Consider the following 16,779-nt stretch of genomic DNA (forward strand, 5'->3'; position numbering starts at 1 on the left):
ACCCAAGGCCAGAGGCTCTTGGCCAGGGAGGTGAGCAAATGGCTTTCCGTGCCGCCCGGACGTTGGGCGTTCTTCTCTTATCTGCATCGTTAACCTTCATTCTCGGCCAACAGCTGAGCGCGCTGCGCCGCGACGAACTGCTCCAGCGACTGGATGTGCAGGCGGGGCTACGACAGGCATTGCTGCAGGAAAGCGTCGACCAGTTGCATCGACATGTGCAGTTTTTGGCGAGGGTACCGCCGATCCAGGGCATTGCTGCCGCGCAGAACATCGACTCGTCTGCGGCGAAAAGATCAATCAGCCAACAACAATGGAAGCGCCAGTTGCAGAGCATATTTGCCAGCTACATGGCCGTGCATCCGGACATTATTCAGCTGCGCTACATAGGCATGAAGGATGGCGGCAAAGAGGTGGTTCGAGTGGATAGGGTGGACGACATTGTGGTTGCCCTGGCCCCGCACCTGCTGCAAAGCAAGGCTGCACGCGACTACTTCAAGGCCACCGCGCGCCTGGGACCAGGCCAGATCTATACCTCCGATCTCAACCTGAACCGCGAGTTTGGCAAGATCGAAGTCCCTCACATTGCCACGCTCAGGGCCTCGATCCCCGTGTTCGGCCCGTCGGATGCCCGCGACGGCATGCTGGTGGTCAATATCAATGCCGGCAATATGCTCGCTCAGCTGAACAAGAATGTTCCGGCAGGGCTGCGCCTGTACCTGTGTAATGAGCGTGGCGACTTTCTACTGCACCCTGAGCCCGGCAAGAGCTTTGGATTCGACCTGGGCGAGCGGCATCTATGGAAGGAAGAATTTACGGCAGCGCCTGGTCCGGGGCCATTCGCCGAAGGGCAGGAAGCCGTCGACTCGCCGAGCGGCCGGGTCTATGTCGTTACCCGCCAAGTACAGCTGGATAACAAAGACGGGCGCATTCTGATACTGCGAATAACCGCTCCATTCGAGCTGGCTGCGTTACCCCTGGAGTCGCTTGTTCTGCTGATCCTGCTCGGCGCAGCGTTGGCCACGGCATTGCTGCTACTGGTAGGTCGCAGTCCCAAGGCCTCCGCACGAGTCGACCCTAGCCACGGCGATACAGGCACAGCATGAAATAGGCGCCACCGAGCAGCGAGGCCAGCAGACCCGCCGGCAATTGCGCCGGAAACAGCAGGGTGCGCCCCAGCCAGTCCGCCACCACCATCACCAGCGCACCGAGCAGCGCCGCGCCGAGCAGTTGCGGTACGGCACGGGCCAGGCCGAGCAGGCGTGCCAGGTGGGGTGCCAGCAAACCGATGAAACTGAGCGGGCCGACGATCAGGGTGGCCCCGGCGGTGAGCAATGCCGCCAGCAGCAGCAGGGCAAAGCGACTGCGCCCCAGCGGCACGCCCAAAGCGCGCGGCGTACCGTCGCCCAGTGGCAACAGTTCCAGCCAGCGGCCGAAGGGCAGCGCGACGAGCAGCAATACCAGGCTGCAGCCCAGCACCCACAAAGCCATCTGCGGGCCGACGAAATAGGTGGAGCCGGACATCCAGCCCAGCAGGTTCTGCCCGCGCGGGTCGCCGCCGGCCAGCAAAATCACCTGCAGCGCGTCAAACAGCGCGGTGATGCTGATGCCGATCAACAGCACGCGCTCGGGAGCAAAACCGGAGCGCCGCGACAGCCCCAGCAAGAGCAACAGGGTCAGCCCGGCGCCCAGGCCGCCCAGCGCCAGCTGCGCCAGCGGCCCGGAGTAGGGCAGCAGGAAGAGCAGGGCGATCAGTCCGAGCGCCGCACCGGCGCTGATGCCGAGTACCTCGGGACTGGCCATCGGGTTGCCGGTCAGGCGCTGGATCATGCAGCCGGCCAGGGCCAGCATGCAGCCGGCGCTGGCGGCGGCCATGACCCGTGGCCAGCGCCATTCGAGCAGCGTGCCGTCGACCAGGCTCCATTGCCAGCCATGCGTGCCCTGACCCAGGCCCAGGGCCAGCAGCAGCGCGCAGGCCAGCAACAGCAGCAAGGGCAGCAGGCGGTGCGCCGGCAAGGGGTGACGCGGAAAATGCTGGCCATCACCACTGTGTGGCTGGCCACCAGGCAGGCGCAGGCGTGGCAGCAGCCAGAGCAGCAGCGGTGCGCCGAGCAGCGCCGTGGCGGCGCCGGTGGGCACCAGTTCGGCCAGCGCTCCGGCCAGGCGCTGAATGGCCAGATCGGTGACGCACAGCAGCAATCCACCCAGCAGCGGCGCCCAGAGCAGACGCTGGGCCAGGGTGCGAGCGCCGAGCAGGCGTACCAGGGCTGGCGCGGCCAGACCGATGAAACCGATCACGCCGACCACGCTGACCGTGCAGGCGGTCAGGTACACGGCCAACACCAGGGTGGTGAAGCGCAGGAAGCGCAGCGGTACGCCCAGGCTCTTCACGCCGCTGTCGTCCAGTTCCAGCAGGGCCAGCGGGCGCAGCAACGGCAGTATCAGCAACAGGCCCACGGCCAGGCGCGGCAGCAACAGCTGAATACCGCCCCAGCTGTTCTGACTGAGCGAGCCCGAGCCCCAGATGAATACCGCATCGAGGTCCTGCTGCTGGACCAGCATCAGGGCGATGTTCAGCGCACTGAGATAGAGGGTCACTACCAGGCCGGCGAGGATCAGCGTCAGTGGTGCCAGGCCGCGGCGCCAGGCCAGGGCGAACACCAGCAGCGTGGCCAGGCCACCACCGGCCAGGGCCACCCATTCGCGGCCGAGTTCCAGCACCCAGGGCGCCCACAAGGTGGCGATCAGCAGGCCGAGCTGGGCGCCACTGGCCACGCCGAGGGTGGTAGGCGAGGCCAGCGGGTTGCGTAGAACCTGCTGCATCAATACGCCAGACAGCGCCAGTACCGCCCCGCAGAGCAGCGCCATGCACAGGCGCGGCAACCAGCTGAAATGCAGGATCAGCTGACGCATGTCGTTGCTGTCCGGGGCAAAGGCGGCGGACAGCCACTGGGCGGCAGGCAGGCGGGCACTCAGGTCGATGCCGATCAGCAGTACGACCAGGCCCAGCAGCAAGGCGCAGAGCCAGGCCGGATGGCTGGCGAAACTTCGTCGAGTGCGGGCGGGCAGCACGCCCGGAGCCAACAGGTCGCTCATGGCGCACTCTCCGGCGCCAGGCGCGCCTCCAGCAGGTTGGCAAAGCGTTCGGCGGCCATCAGGCCATTGAAGCTCCATACCGGCGGCAGGGCATACAGCCGCTGTTCGCGTACCGCCGGGAGGTGTTTCCACAGCTCGCTACGGGCCAGGCCATCGGCAGTGCCGGGCGGCAGGGGTTCCAGGTAGAGCAGGGCGGCACTCGGCTCGCCGGCCAGGCTGTCGATACCTTGCTGGCTGAAGCCCCAATAGTTGGTCGGGCCGGTCCAGGCGTTGCGCAGGCCGACGCGATCAAGCACGCCCTGGTAGATGCTCTGCTTGCCAAACAGGCGTACATGACGCTGGTCGAGGAAGGTCATCACATACAACGGCGGTAGATGAAGCGCGCTCAGGCGCTGACCGACCCGCGCCATGGTGGCCTCGATACGGACAATCATCGCCTCGCCCTCGGCCTGGCGGCCGAGCAGCTCGGCCAGCTCGCGAGTCACCCTCTGGGCGCCGACGTAGGCCTCGGCCTCCGGGGTGTAGATGGCCAGGCTGTGCACCGGGGCGATACGCTCCAGCTGGGCGCGGCTGGCAGCGAATTGCGGGGTGATCAGGATCATGTCCGGCTTGAGCTGGCTGAGCAGTTCCAGATTGGGCTCGATGCGCAGGCCCAGGTCGATCACCTCGGCGGGCAGCTCGGGCGCCTGTACCCAGCGCCGGTAGCCCTCGGTCTGGGCCACGGCCAGCGGCGTCACGCCCAGGCCCAACAGGGTCTCGGTCAGGCCCCAGTCGATCACCGCGATGCGCGGCTGGCGCGTATCGGCCTGAACCAGGCCCGCCAGCAGGACGAGCAGGCACAAGAACCCGCGCATCAGACCACCACGGCGATGGGCTGCTGGCCCTGTGGGTGGCTGAGTACCTGCATGGGCAGGCCGTAGATGGCTTCCAGGTTGCTGTCGGTCATCAGCTCGGCGGGGCTGCCGTCGAGCAGCAGGCGGCCGCTGTGCAGGGCGATGAGACGGTCGCAGTAGCGCGCGGCCATGTTGATGTCGTGCAGCACCACGATCACGCTCAGACCCAGTTGCTGGCTGAGCCGGTGCACCAGGCCGAGCACATCGACCTGATGGGCGATGTCGAGGGCCGAGGTGGGTTCGTCGAGCAGCAGATAGCGGCTGTTCTGCGCCAGCAGCATGGCCAGCCACACGCGCTGACGCTCGCCGCCGGAGAGGCTGTCGACCATGCGTTCGGCGAAGCGTGCGGTGTCGGTCAGCGCCATCGCCTCATCGACCTTGGCGTGGTCCTCGACGCCAAAGCGGCCGAGCAGGCCGTGCCAGGGATAGCGGCCAAAGCCGACCAGTTCCCGCACGCTGAGGCTGTCGGCGGCGGGCAACTGTTGCGGCAGGTAGGCGACCTGACGGGCGAAGTCGCGGTCCTTCCAGTCGGCCAGCGGCTTGTCATCGAGCAGAACATGGCCCGAGGTAGCCGCTTGCTGGCGGGCCAGCATCTTCAGCAGGGTGGATTTGCCGGAGCCGTTGTGACCGATCAGGCCGACCATCTGGCCCTGGGGAATGTCGAGGCTGAGCGGGTGCAGAAGCGTGCGCTCCGGCAGGCCGAAGCTGACTCCATCGAGTCGGAACATGGACAATCCTTGGCTAGCCGAACTAAGAGCCTATTCAAAGCCTGCTGCGCGTCGGCCATGCGTCGTCAAAAACCGCCTGGAGCGCCAGCCCGGTCAGAATGCTCATTTACCACTCGTAAACTCGCGTGCGAGCCCAGTGCGCTTCTTCGTCTGTTTTTGCCTAGCCTGGCTCTAGCTCGCGAGCCTTTGAACGGGCTCTAAACAAGTGCGCGAAGACGGCGACTTTATCCAAAATGATAATCCATGGCAAACGCAATGGATTCTCTGTCAGCTTACAAGTCGGCACGCATCTGCTTCAGGGCGGCGACCAGCGCCTGCTGGCGCTTCTCCAGCTCCGGTTTGCGCGCGACGTTGGCCTCGCCGATCTGCTTGGCCAGTTCACGCAATGTCCTGTCCTTGCCAATGGCCTTGACCAGCTCGGGCGAGCTGAGCACTTCCTCGGTCTGGGCCAGCGCCGCCTGGGCCGCGTTGAAGCGTGGCGTCAGGTACTTGCCGAAGTTCGCCAGCTCGTTACCCAGCAGGGTGGCCAACTGATCGTCCGGACCGTCGCTGGCGCGCTTGGCCTTGGCCTGCAGCTCCGGCAGATCAGGCACTTTGAGCACGGTGCCGGCGCGCAGGGCAGAGATCTCCTGTAGCTGCGGGTTGGCCTTGAGCAGCTCGCCTTCCACCTTCTCGCGCTGGCGCGGGGTGAGGCGGGAAAACAGCTTGTCGGCCAGCTCGCCAAGGTTCTTTTCGCCACGATACGTGATGACGGCCATGTCACTGCCTCCTAGAAACCGATGATGTTGGTCAGCGCCATGTCGTTGGGCACGGGCGCGCCGTTGATGACGCGGATGTTGCCGCTGCTGGTGTTGCCGATGACGATGGCCTGCTTGACCTGCGGGTCCGGATGCAGGTGCAGGGTGTCGTTGTCGCCTGGGCCCTGCAGGCGGTTGTGGCTCGCATTGAGGGTGCGCGCACGCAGGTCGCCGGACTGCGGACCGTCGTTGACCGCGCCGCTGCTCTGGCAGTGATTGCCGCTGAACAGGCAGTTGTCCAGGCCGGTGCAGAGGTTGAGCGACACATTGCTCGCCTCGGCGCGCAATTGGTTGTTCTGCACCGCCAGGTCGGCCGGCCGCCGCGCCACCGCGTAGGCACGGTTGGCGCTGAGCAGGTAGGCGGTTTCCGGCGCTGCCACCAGATAAGCCGCGCTGAAGTTGCCGGCACTACCGAGCGCAGCCGGGCCGACTTGGATGGCGCGCCAGCTGGCATTTACCGGTTTCTGCTGCGGGTCGTCGCCATTGCGTTCGAGGTGGTTGCTGTCGATCGCCAAACGGTCGAAGGGCGGCAGTACCTGTACCGCCGCCATCTCGCCGCTGCTACGGTCCGGGCCGATGCCGAGGAAACGGTTGCCACTCAGGCGCAGCTGGCCCACCGCTGCCGCGCGCAGGCCGGCGATGGCCGGTGAGACCACGGCGTCGCGCGCCACCTCGGCCACCAGGTTGTCGCAGAAGTCGCCACGCTGCACGCGGATCAACTGCACGGCGGCGAAGGCGCTGCCGTCGACATTGGCAGCCAGGCCAAGGTTGCGACAACGATTGCCGCTGACCATGAGGCTGCCGGCCGAGCCGGCCTCAGCCATGACCAGAGCACCCAGGCCAATACCATCGAGGCTGTTGTCGAGAATGCTGGCGCTATCCAGATGCTGGTGGATGAGAATGGCGTTGCCCCGCAGCTGGTTCAGGCGATTGCCTGCGATACGCGCATCGCCCAGGCCATGCGGGTCGAGGCCTTCCTCCAGCACGATGCCGTCGCCGCTGCGCTCGCCACTGCCGGTGATCTCGTTACCCTCGATGCGCAGCCCATCGACGCCGGCGCGGATGCCATCGCCCTGGGTGTAGATGACGTTGCCGGCAATGCCGAAAGGCGAGCCCGGCAGCACGGCACCGCTGGCGACTATGGCCGCTTGCGCGCCATTGATCATCAGGTTGCCTTCCAGGCGCGTGTTGCCGTAATGCAGGCTGATGCCGTCGAGATTGACCGCCCGCTGGCTGCAGAAGAACAGGTTGCGCGCCACCCGCAGCTCGGCGCTGAGCAGGTGCTCGCCGGTGCGCACGATGCCGCGTTCGGCCACCAGCACGCAGTCGCTGATACTGACGCCGAGCATGTTGCCGCCCAGGCCGACCGCAGCGCTGGCGCCCTTGTCGACCGCCAGGCACACGGCATTGATGTGCTCCAGCCGCAGGTCGACGCTGTTGCGCGCCATTACCGCCGCCATCGGGCTGGCGCTGCGGGTCGAGGCAATCAGGCTGAGGTTTTCCAGGGCGATGCCGGTGCTGGCGGATATTTCGAACAACGTTCCGGGCTGGCTACCGACCAGCAGGCTGGCCCAGCCCTGGCCGCGAATGCGCAGGGATCTGCCGCCATCCAACTCCAGCGGTTCGGCCAGGTTGTAGGTGCCGACGCCCAGGCAGATGGTGCCGCCGACATCCTTGATCGAATCGATGGCCTGCTGCAGGGTCGCGACCCCGCTGTTGTGCCCCTCGGCGCTGACGCACACGGTGCAGTCGCAGCCTTCGCCCTCGGCAATCGGCGGCCAGAGCACGCGGCAGTCGGTTTCACTGTCAGGGAAGTTGACCATCGCCAGGCGCGCGTAGTGATGGTGAATGCCCAGTGGCGGCGCCTGGTTCAGCTCCTCGATGCTGGCATCCACGGTGCGCGCGGCGAACACCCAGTAGTCACCCGTCTTGAACTGGCCGCCGGCCGGGGCCAGGCCGAACTCGACCAGAATGCCGTGTTCGAGGAACAGGCGGGTGCCGGCGGCGGGAATCTGGATATCACCGCCGGCCCCTGGCGCATTCAGGTCCAGCACCTGGTTGCCGTTCTCGCGGCGCACCACGCCAGCCTGGTCCCAGCGCCGCACCCGGGTGTTACGTGCCGCCTGGGTGGCCTGCTGGGCATCGGTGGGGAACATGCCGGCGGGCAGGGCCAGGTCGAACTGCAGGGTGCGTGCACTCTCGTCCACGCCGCCGGCGACGCGGATGCGGCGTAGCTCGCCGGGCAGGCCGTGCAGTTCGCGCCAGTCGTCGGTGACTTCGACCCAGTCGCCATCGTGGAAGCGCAACACGTCGTCACGACCGATGCTCTCGACCGTGATGCGCTCGCGCGCTGGATTGATATGGCTGACCCGCGACGCCACCGTGGCGTTGTCCCGCGACCACTTGAAAGTCGCCGTGCCGAGCGCGCCGCCACGGTGTACCTCGACCCGGTACAACTGGTTCTCCAGGCCGCGATAGCCGGCGGCCGGTGGCACCTGGCAGGGGTCCGGCTCGAAGTTGGGCACGCCAGTGGTGGTGGACAGACGCGCCGCCGAGGGAGCGATCAGCGCCTGCCAGCCGGGTACATCCTCATCCGCAGTGGCGCAGCCGCTGTTGCCGACATTGGCCAGCACCTTGACCTGCCACACCGTCTGCAGGCGCCCGGTGCTGTCCACGCCGACTGCCTTCTCGACCAGGTCGGGCACCTGCACGGCGGTGACGTCGCGCTGCCAGACATCGACGTAGACCAGGTGCGGTCCGCCCTGGGGCAGGGCCGGTGGGTTGGGGTAGTAGGGCTGGTTGGCATAGTTCAGCGGGTTGCTGCCGCGCAGTTCGGCCAGGCGTGGTTCCCAGGCATTGGGCGCGGCGCCGTGATTTTCCGCCAACAGGCCATCGACGTAGATACGCCCGGCGCCGATGGTGAAGCTGCCGCCACCGGCCTGGATACGAAAACCGTCCGGGGTGATGCGCGGGACCACGTTGCCACCGAAGGTATCCAGCGCGCCGGCCTGGATGCGCCGTGCCAGCTGGGCGACCCATTCGTTCCAGTCGGCGTCCAGCTGGACCCGGCCCTGTTGCATGACGACGCCGAGGAAGTCGCGGCGGACGTCGAAGCGGATTCGACTCAGATCGAAGCTCATGATGCGCCCTCAGGATTCGTGGAAGATGCCGGCGTGCAAGCCCACTCGCAGGTACTCCGCGAGGCGAATGCGCAGGTTGCCGAGCCGCTGCGCGCCGTACAGCTGGTGGAAAACGCCCATCTCGCTTTCGTCATCCGCGCCCTGCAACACTTCGGGTGGCGTGGCAGAGGCGAGCTGGCCATAGGCCGGGGTGCCGTAGCGCAAAGACGTGAAACGCGGCGCGATATGCCGCGCCGAGGACGCCGAAGCCGGCTGGCAGCGATGCCGGCGCGGCACGATGGATTCGAATGGCAGCCAACTGAAGCGCACGCAACCGACCTGCTTGCGTAGTGCGCGCACCGGGGCCGCCCAGCTGTCGGCCGGGGCCAGGGCGGCGAACAGAATGCTGTTGGAGATCAGTCCGACCTCACTGGTGTGCAGCTTGCCGACCAGGGTGCAGGCCTGCAGCGTCAGCGCCGCGCCGGGCGATTCACCGTCGCTTGCGGCGAAGGCCACGGCGTCGCGTGCACAGGCGTCGATCAGGCTGTCGCTGGCGGTGACCTGGCCATGCTCGTGGGCGCGGATGGCGCCGACAAGGCAGCTGGCAATCAGCGTCTGCAGGCCGGCGATATCCAGTTGCAGGCTGGCCACGCCGGGTTGCTGCGGTTGCCCGGCAGCATCCAGCTCGATACCGGGCACTAGGGTGCAGTGGCGCAGTTCCAGGTGGGCCAGGGCATTGCCGGCACCGGCCGCTACACGCAGCGGTGCGCCAGCGATCAGCAGGCCGTTGAGCAGGCAGGCGCTGTCCACCGCGCCGCGAATGTCCAGCTGGCTGAGTACCAGCACCGGGCGGCGGCCGTTGCTGGCGCGAATTTCCACCGCGCCATCGGCCACCACCTGGATATCCAGTGCTTCCTCGTAGCAACCGTTGTCGGTGATCTCCACCACGCCATCGCCAGCGATCGCGGCGAGTGCGGCGGCGATGTTCGGCTGCTCGTCCGGCACCCGCACCAGAAGGCGGTCAGCCGGCGGAGTGGGCAGCTCGGCGCCGCGTTCGTACTCGCCGCCACCGATATCGGCCGAAAAACCCTCGTGCCAGGTCAGCTGCACCTCGGTCGGGTCCGGCGTATCGGCGGGTAGGGCGATGCGCCCCAGCAATGGGTCGATGGAGTAGCAGCCATCGGCCGGCGGCGTATGCGCCCAGCCGGCGCCTTCATCGGCCAGGTTGCAGATGCAGATCTGCTCGCGTTCGATCAGGGTCCCAGCGACCCACAGCTGCAGGCTCGGTGCCGGGTTGTCCAACGGCGCCGCGGCATTGGCGCGGGCACCGTAGTGACGGGCCAGGTGCGCCTCCAGGCGCCGTCGCGACAGCGGCCAGGGCACGTTGTCCGGCTCGGCCAGGTGGCCGATGTCGTCCTCCACACGCGGTTTGTTGTACAGCGCCAAATCATGGCCCAGCGGACTGGCCCGGTAGCGCCGCACACCGGCGCGCAGGCACGGCGCCTGACTGCGCGCGTAGGCCTGGATGCGCCACAGGTGCAGGCCGACGTTGGCAATGTTGTGCCGCCCGCGGCCGGACTCGATACGCCGTACATCGACGCTGCGGTTGGCCGTCTCGAAGGCCGTGCCCAGCCATTCCAGCGCCTGGCTCTGGCGCAGGTCGACGGCCTGGATCGCCTGCGGGCGCGGGTGGTTCATGTACTGGGTTGCGCACAGGCGCTGGAAATACTCCACGGCGCGGGCGTCCCATCCGGTGACGTCGCGGGCCAGTTGCTCCAGCACGCTGGCGGTGCCCTTGCGCCGACGCAGGGCAATGGTGTGGGCCACTTCGGCACGCGGGCTGGCGACCCGTGGCACCACCTGGTGCAGGCCCTGGTAGCCGATCAGGTCGCCGATGTAAGGCACCACCCAGTCGGCGCAGGTTTCGATGAACAGGTCGTCGTAGAGCTGCTCCAGGCCTTCTTCGGCGACGCCGAGCTGCTCGGCGAGCAAGGCCACCAGTTCCTCCAGCGGGCCGCGCGCCAGGCCTTGGGCCTCGGCCAGCTCGGCATCGCGGATACGCTGGATGGCCGGCAGCAGATTGAACAGCGCTTGCGCATCCAGGCTCATGGCAGCACCTCCAGCTCGACCGGGGCCGCGCTCAGGGTCAGCAATTGCGCCGCCTGTGGCAGGCCGCTGGGCGACGCCACCGGCAGCGTGGCATACAGGCGTGGCACCAGGCCCGCCGGCTGACCCTGGCGATACAGACGGGTGACCTGCACCGCCTCTACGCCAGCAACGCGGTGGGCCACCGCAGCCAGTTCATCCACCGAAACGGTCTGGCCGAAATCGCGGCGGGCAAAACCGAAATGTTCGCGCAGGGCACTCTCAACCAGGCCGAGCACCCGTTCGCCGTCGTACTCGGCCAGCACCTTGACCGCCAGCCGGCAGCGGAAGCGGGCGTCGCCATAGCTGGCCATGCGCAGCGGCACCAGGGGGTCGCCATAGGTCAGCAGCGCGCTGCGCAGGGCGGCATAGGTGGCGTCCGCCTCGCTCACCGGCGCGCCATTGGCGCCGGCCAGGCTGAGGAACACGCCCCGCGCTGGGCCGCTGGGAATCCATAACGCGTGGGCCTTGTCGATGCCGGCGAAGGCACGGGCGAAGTTGGCGTAGTCGGCGATGGATACGGCGCGATCGAGGGTCAGCACGGTCAAGGGGGCATTGTCTCGGGCCTGCTCCAGCGCCTCGCCATCCTCGCCGCCGGTTGCGGCCACCGGGTTGACCACTTCGCTGACGCCCAGCGGGCGCGACAGCAGGGTGGTGAGCTGGCCGGCGGCCAGGTTGCCCGCCGCGCCGAGGCCCTTGCGGTAGTGCACCCGCACGTTGCTGTGGCCACTGGGCAGGCGTGCGCCTTCGTGGCCGTCGCCGAATTGCAGGCTGGTGTAGCCGGCCTCGTCCTGGCTGGTTTCGTAGCGCCGCGCGTTGGCAGCGCTCTGGTACAGCGTGGGCACCTCGCTCCACAGCACCTCGTTGACCCGCACCTCCAGGGATGAAACCCGGCCGCTGGGCGTGTTGGCGCTGAGGTAGGTCAGCGGCGCCTGGTTGAGGGCGAAGCGCTGGTTGGCCTGCGCCGCGTTGCCATCGCCGAGGATGGCCTCCACCGTCTCGCCGTGGCTGGCCGCGGCGACGTTGGCGTTGATGCGCAGGCTGGCGCGCTCGAACACATGCTCAAGCGCGGCCTGCAATTTGAGCGTGCTGTGGTCGCGGTCGTGGCTGAGTGCATCCTCGGTGTCGCCGATAAAGGCGATCTGGCGCACCAGCGGGTCGTCCTTGTGCCCCGGCGCCAGGCGAATCTGGCTGGCCTTGGCCTGTAGCCAGCCACTGCGCCCATCACGATCCAGCAGGCTCAGACGCAGGGTGACCGAGGCGCTGCCGAGCAGCCCGGCAAACTCCTCGGCGCCCAGGGCCACAGGTGTGCTGCCGAACAGGCGATCCGCCGGGGCCAGCATGAACAGCTCGTCGTCCTGCTCCAGCGCTACGCTGCCGCCTTCGGTCAGCTGCAGGGCCAGCCCGCTGGCGCGTACGGCAAGGCGCTGGCGCCGGCCGCCAAGGGCCAGGGCCTGGCCCGGTTGCAGGCCATCGACGCGCCGATCGAGCTCCAGCAGGTCGCCGTGGGCCGGATGGAACAACGGGGTGGCGATGACTTCCAGCGCCTCGCTCTGGGCCAGCACCAGGGTCTGGCGCAAAGGGAAGGTGGCGCTGGTGAGGTTCTCGCTGCTGTCCGGCGTGATGCGGGTGACCTTGCCGGACAGGGCGAAGGCGCTGCGGGTGCGATGGATCACCCGGGTGGTACGATACAGCTCGACATAGCCAGGCAGGTCGGCGCTGCCGTAAGCGGGGTTGTTGGAGACCAGGGCGAACCAGCTGCCGGCGACGATCTTGGCATTGTCGGTGTCCAGGTCGATAGCCGCCGGGTCGAGAGCGAAGTTGGCCCAGCGCCAGTTGTTGGTCGTGCTCTTGTCGATCTGATGGCCGATCTGCGGGTTATCCGGGCCGAACAGGTTGGGATCGGGCGCGTTGTGGCCGAACAGCGCGGTGCGCTGGCGCAGCGCGAACAAACGGGCGCCGCTGCCGCTCGGGCTCATGGCGGGAAAACCACTGCCCAGCGGATGGCTCCAGGCCAGGCGCGTGCGCTGGTTGTCGTTGTCCGCCTCGACCTGGGCCAGCACCCGCACGTCCCAACGCTCGCTGCCGGGATCACTGAGGCGCTCGTCGCCGACGATCAGGATGGCGTCGCCGGGTTGCAACTGGCTGGTCACGCCGGCCAACCACAGTTCGGTGTCGCCCTTGCGCGGGCGCCAGGCTCGACTGGCCAGGGCCGGCACGGCATTCCATTCGGCCCGCGCCGGGGTCGGCGCCAGGGTCTCGAAGGTCTGCGCCTTCTCGTCCTGGCCGGGCACGCTCTGCACCTTGCTGCCCGCTGGTATGACGATGGGTACGCTGGGCTGCCCGGGCGTGCTCTGCAGGGTGAAGGCCAGGTGGGTGGAGGCGGCCACGCCGGGCGCCAGACGATAGCCGATCAGGCGCGCCATCTGGCGGACCGACAGCTGCTCGGTGGCGGTGCGCAGGTAATGCTCCTGGGCATAGCGCTCGGTATAGAAACTCAGCACATCCAGGGAGCAGGCCAGGGCATCGCCCAGGGCCAGGGTGAAGTCGCTGCTCTCGCGGGTGCTGAGCGCGGCCAGAGCCGGGTAATCGGCGCTGGACAGGCGCGCCTGCAGGCTGGCGAGAAAGTCGGCGTGGCGGCCGATGCGGTAGTCGATCGCTGCCAGCCCCGGCGGGTTGGCGATGCGCAGAGGGGTGTCCGCGTCGACGCCGGCGCAGCAGTCGCAGTCAGTCTTGCCGCTCATCATTTGCCTCCATGCAGGGCGAGGCGCAGCACGCCGTGCTCGGGGAAGTTGGGGTCGTTGTCGAGGCGGGCGATTTCCAGGCGACCGAGGTGCATGAAACCGTCGGCCAGGGGCTTGGGATCGGCCTGACCCTGGCGCTGGAAGCGCGTCACCTGCACCGCCGCCACGCCCGCCACGGTGCGTGCTGCGGCGTACAGCGGGCTGAGGTAGAAGGTCTGGCCGAAGCTGAAGTTGTCCGGGTGGAACAACCCCAGGCGGCCAAAGGCGTGACGGCGATTGCTCAGCACGTCGAGCAGGCCGCGGCGCACGTCGCTGCGAAAATAGCCGGCCTTGACGCACACCAGCAGGTCGAGCTCCAGCGACACGTACAGCGGCTCGTTGACCCGCAGGTCGTGGCCGGCCATGCGGTAGCGATCCAGGTGTTCGACCACTTGACTGGCAAAGGGCACATCGACCGGTTCGCCCGCGTCGCGGTCGACAGTTACGAACACCGTGTGCCAGCTGCCTGTCCAGCGCAGCCCGGCGGCGGCGCGTTGCACGCCGGCCAGACGCTCGGTGACCTGCGCGTAGTCATCCGGGGTTACCGCACGTTCCTGGGTGCGAAAGGCCTGGGGCGCGGCGCGACGCAGCTCGGCGACGTTCTCTGGCGCGACGCCGCCGCGCGCCGGCAGGGGATTGCCCAGCGCCAGGATGCGCGCCTCGGCGCTGACCACGTGGGCAATGCTGCCGGCGCCGACATTGCCGGCCGGGCCGTTGCCGACCCGGTAGAAGGCGCGAAAGGCGGTGCCACTGTCCGGCCGTCGGCCGTGGTGGTCGTCGCCGAAGCGCAGGCGGGCACTGCCGTCGTGCTCCGTTTCGAGGACGAAGTGGCGGTCCTCGGCCTTGCTCTCCAGCAGGTTGCATTGGCCGCTCCAGTGTTGCGGGCTGCCACTGCTGCCACTTTCCAGGCGCAACGCGGCAATCGCGTCGGCGCTGCGCCAGCGCAGGGCTGCGCTGGCCGAAGCCGCAGGATCGAACAGCACCCACTCGCGACGCAGCAGGCCGCCTTCCAGCACCCGCCGCTGCACGCGTCCCTGATGGGTTACCGGTGCTTCAGCCAGTAACGGGCGGTAGCGTGGTGGCAACGGCTCCGGCGCCTGGCGTTGGCAGGCGCCGCCGCTGGCGGGGTACTGCCAGGCAGGCGCCGGTACGCTCTCCAGCGTCTCATCGGCGATGCTGCGGCCATGGTCGACCAGCAGCATGTTGCCCAGGGCGATGCTGACATCGTCGAGCTGCGCGCTGCCGTGGGCCTCGTCGGCTTCGCTGGAGATGCACAGGGCAAAGGGCAGGGCATCGTCGGCGTGCCAGGCGATCTCGGTGATTTCGCTGTCGTCCAGCGGATCGAGCAGCGGGTCCGTGCCATCGAAGGCGCGCACCTGGGTCAGGCGCACCGCATGGCGCCGCGCCGGGTCGGCGTCGGCCGGCTCGCCACTGAGCGGGCCCATGACCTCCTGCAGCAGCAACACGTCGCCGGCCGCCAGATCCGGCAGATGACCGCGCAGGGTAGCCGCCGTGGCGCCTACGGGCAGGCAGCAGCGGGCGTCGCTCCAGGTGTGGAAGAACAGGCGGTTGTGCGCCGCACGCAGAACCACGCCATGCATGGGTTCGAACACCAGCGGGCGGCTCTGCAGCGCCAGGCGCTCCTCCGGCGAGTCGGCGAGAATACGCGCCGGCACACCGGGCACCTTGGTGTAGAAGCGCAGCCCCGCGGGCAATGCGAAGGGCCCGCCGCTGACCTCGAGGTGCAGCCAGGCGCGGGCGTTGCAGCCTTCGTGCAGCTGGTAGTCCACCAGCAACGCATGACGGCGCAGGCTGCTGCGCTTGCGCGCGCTGTGCAGATAGGCCTCGGTGCTGACGGCGTCGAGCTGGTAGTGCTGCAGATCACCGACGTAGGCGATCAGTTCGCCCAGGGTGGTGGCCAGGTCCGCCGGGCTGCGGTCGCGCCAGCCGGGCATCTGCCGAGCCAGGCGGTCCATCACCAGACGACGCAGGCTGGCGTAGTCGCGGGCCAGGTAGTTGATGTCCGGCGTGGTCTGTGCCGGTTGCGGACAGTCGTGCTGTGGCTTGCAGTCGAAGTCGCTGGGGCACTCGACCTTGAAGGCGAAATCCACCGCCGACAGCCGTGGATCAAAATTCGGCAGCGCCGTTGCCAGCGTGCCGGCCTGGTGCAGCTGCAGCCGGTAGGTCGAGTGGTCACCTTCGCTGTCGGTACGCACTACCAGCACATGCTCGGGCTGCGTCAGGGCCAGCAGCAATGCCTGCTCGGCGGCGCTGGCCTGGGCCGGTGGCGCGCTGGCGATGCCCAGCCATTCGACGCCGATCTGGCGAATGCGCTCGCCACCGTCGATGTGCAGGTTGTCCGGGCTCAGACCCGCCGGCACCGGCTTCAGCAGGCGTACCAGCAGCGTGCGCTGGCGCGGACTGCCGGGCGGCGCGTCGAGGTCGAGCACCTCGAGGAAGTCGATGCCATTGAGGCTGGGGTGGGCATCGACCAATGCCCGGCGATGCAGGTCGCAACAGTGGTAGATCATGCCGCCGCTCCCTGGACGAAGCTGTCCTCGCGCCGCTGGTTGGTACGCAGGATGCGGTACTGCACCTGCACAGCCAGGCGCGCCTCGACGGCGCTGACGGCCACCGACTCGACCTGGATCAAGTCGGCCAGCCACTGTTGCAGGGCGCCCTGCACGAGAAACTGCACGGTGGCGGCCAGCTCCGGGCTGTTCGGCGCGAACACCAGTTCGCGCAGGCCGCTGCCGAAATCCGGGCGCATCACCCGTTCGCCGGGCGCGGTGAACAGCACCTGTTCGATCAGCCCGCGAATCCAGCTGGCTTCGTCTGCTTCGCGACTGCGGCCGTGGCCATCGAAGCTGTAGGGAAAGTGCAGTCGCTGGGTCATGGTTCAGCTCCCGATCACCCGTGTCTGTGCCGCTACCGGCAGCAGCGGCGTGCCGTTGGGGGCGCACACCGCCTGGCTGTCCATCAGCACCAGCGGTTGGCCGTTGGAAAGCACCCGTGTCGCCGCCACCACCCATTGCCCGGTCACGCAGGGCACCGGGCTGCCGGAGACATTGAACGGGCAACCGGCAATCACGTAGGGGCCGCTCATCAGCACGGTCGGCTGGCCACTGACCAGCACCCGCGGGTTGGGCACCGTGGGGGTGGCAGTACCGCCGTGGGCGCAGAGCACGCTGGCGCCGACATGAAGTAATGGTCCTGGCATC

General features: G+C 68.0%; 11 protein-coding genes. 1 reads left to right on the forward strand and 10 read right to left on the reverse strand.

Annotated elements, in window-relative coordinates; translation table 11 throughout:
* The first annotated feature begins 38 nt into the window (after positions 1-38).
* A complete protein-coding gene (locus AYB31_RS06635) occupies positions 39-1,103 on the forward strand; it encodes a cache domain-containing protein (protein ID WP_068827009.1) in 1,065 nt (354 codons plus the stop codon).
* On the opposite strand, the gene fhuB is transcribed toward AYB31_RS06635, so the two are convergent.
* From fhuB to AYB31_RS06685, 10 genes are all read right to left on the reverse strand, one after another.
* The gene (fhuB, locus tag AYB31_RS06640; protein ID WP_082805224.1) at positions 1,075-3,093 is read right to left on the reverse strand and encodes a Fe(3+)-hydroxamate ABC transporter permease FhuB; all 2,019 of its coding nucleotides are present in this window, start codon (positions 3,091-3,093) and stop codon (positions 1,075-1,077) included. The genes AYB31_RS06635 and fhuB overlap by 29 nt on opposite strands.
* Positions 3,090-3,947 (reverse strand): ABC transporter substrate-binding protein, encoded by an 858-nt coding sequence (locus AYB31_RS06645; protein WP_068827011.1) that lies wholly within the window; start codon positions 3,945-3,947, stop codon positions 3,090-3,092. Before AYB31_RS06645 ends, fhuB begins: the two co-directional genes overlap by 4 nt.
* Positions 3,947-4,714 carry an ATP-binding cassette domain-containing protein gene (locus AYB31_RS06650; protein WP_068827013.1) on the reverse strand — a complete coding sequence of 256 codons (768 nt, stop codon included), beginning with the start codon at positions 4,712-4,714 and terminating at the stop codon, positions 3,947-3,949. Before AYB31_RS06650 ends, AYB31_RS06645 begins: the two co-directional genes overlap by 1 nt.
* 272 nt (positions 4,715-4,986) lie before the next feature.
* Complete coding sequence (locus AYB31_RS06655) at positions 4,987-5,472, reverse strand: hypothetical protein (protein WP_068827015.1); 486 nt, start codon at positions 5,470-5,472, stop codon at positions 4,987-4,989.
* An 11-nt stretch (positions 5,473-5,483) separates the two neighbouring features.
* Positions 5,484-8,651 (reverse strand): DUF6519 domain-containing protein, encoded by a 3,168-nt coding sequence (locus AYB31_RS06660; RefSeq protein ID WP_068827017.1) that lies wholly within the window; start codon positions 8,649-8,651, stop codon positions 5,484-5,486.
* 9 nt (positions 8,652-8,660) lie between these two features.
* On the reverse strand, positions 8,661-10,739 hold the full coding sequence (locus tag AYB31_RS06665) for a hypothetical protein (RefSeq protein ID WP_068827020.1): 2,079 nt from the start codon (positions 10,737-10,739) through the stop codon (positions 8,661-8,663).
* On the reverse strand, positions 10,736-13,519 hold the full coding sequence (locus AYB31_RS06670; RefSeq protein WP_068827022.1) for a putative baseplate assembly protein: 2,784 nt from the start codon (positions 13,517-13,519) through the stop codon (positions 10,736-10,738). The genes AYB31_RS06665 and AYB31_RS06670 overlap by 4 nt, the downstream gene beginning before the upstream one ends.
* On the reverse strand, positions 13,519-16,089 hold the full coding sequence (locus tag AYB31_RS06675) for a putative baseplate assembly protein (protein ID WP_068827024.1): 2,571 nt from the start codon (positions 16,087-16,089) through the stop codon (positions 13,519-13,521). Before AYB31_RS06675 ends, AYB31_RS06670 begins: the two co-directional genes overlap by 1 nt.
* A complete protein-coding gene (locus AYB31_RS06680; protein WP_068827026.1) occupies positions 16,086-16,454 on the reverse strand; it encodes a GPW/gp25 family protein in 369 nt (122 codons plus the stop codon). The genes AYB31_RS06675 and AYB31_RS06680 overlap by 4 nt, the downstream gene beginning before the upstream one ends.
* Positions 16,455-16,457: 3 nt before the next feature.
* Entirely contained in the window at positions 16,458-16,778 is a 321-nt protein-coding gene (locus tag AYB31_RS06685; RefSeq protein WP_068827028.1) for a hypothetical protein, read from the reverse strand.
* Position 16,779 lies beyond the last annotated feature (1 nt).

This window comes from Pseudomonas sp. BMS12 (assembly GCF_001592875.1).
Taxonomy (GTDB): domain Bacteria; phylum Pseudomonadota; class Gammaproteobacteria; order Pseudomonadales; family Pseudomonadaceae; genus Aquipseudomonas.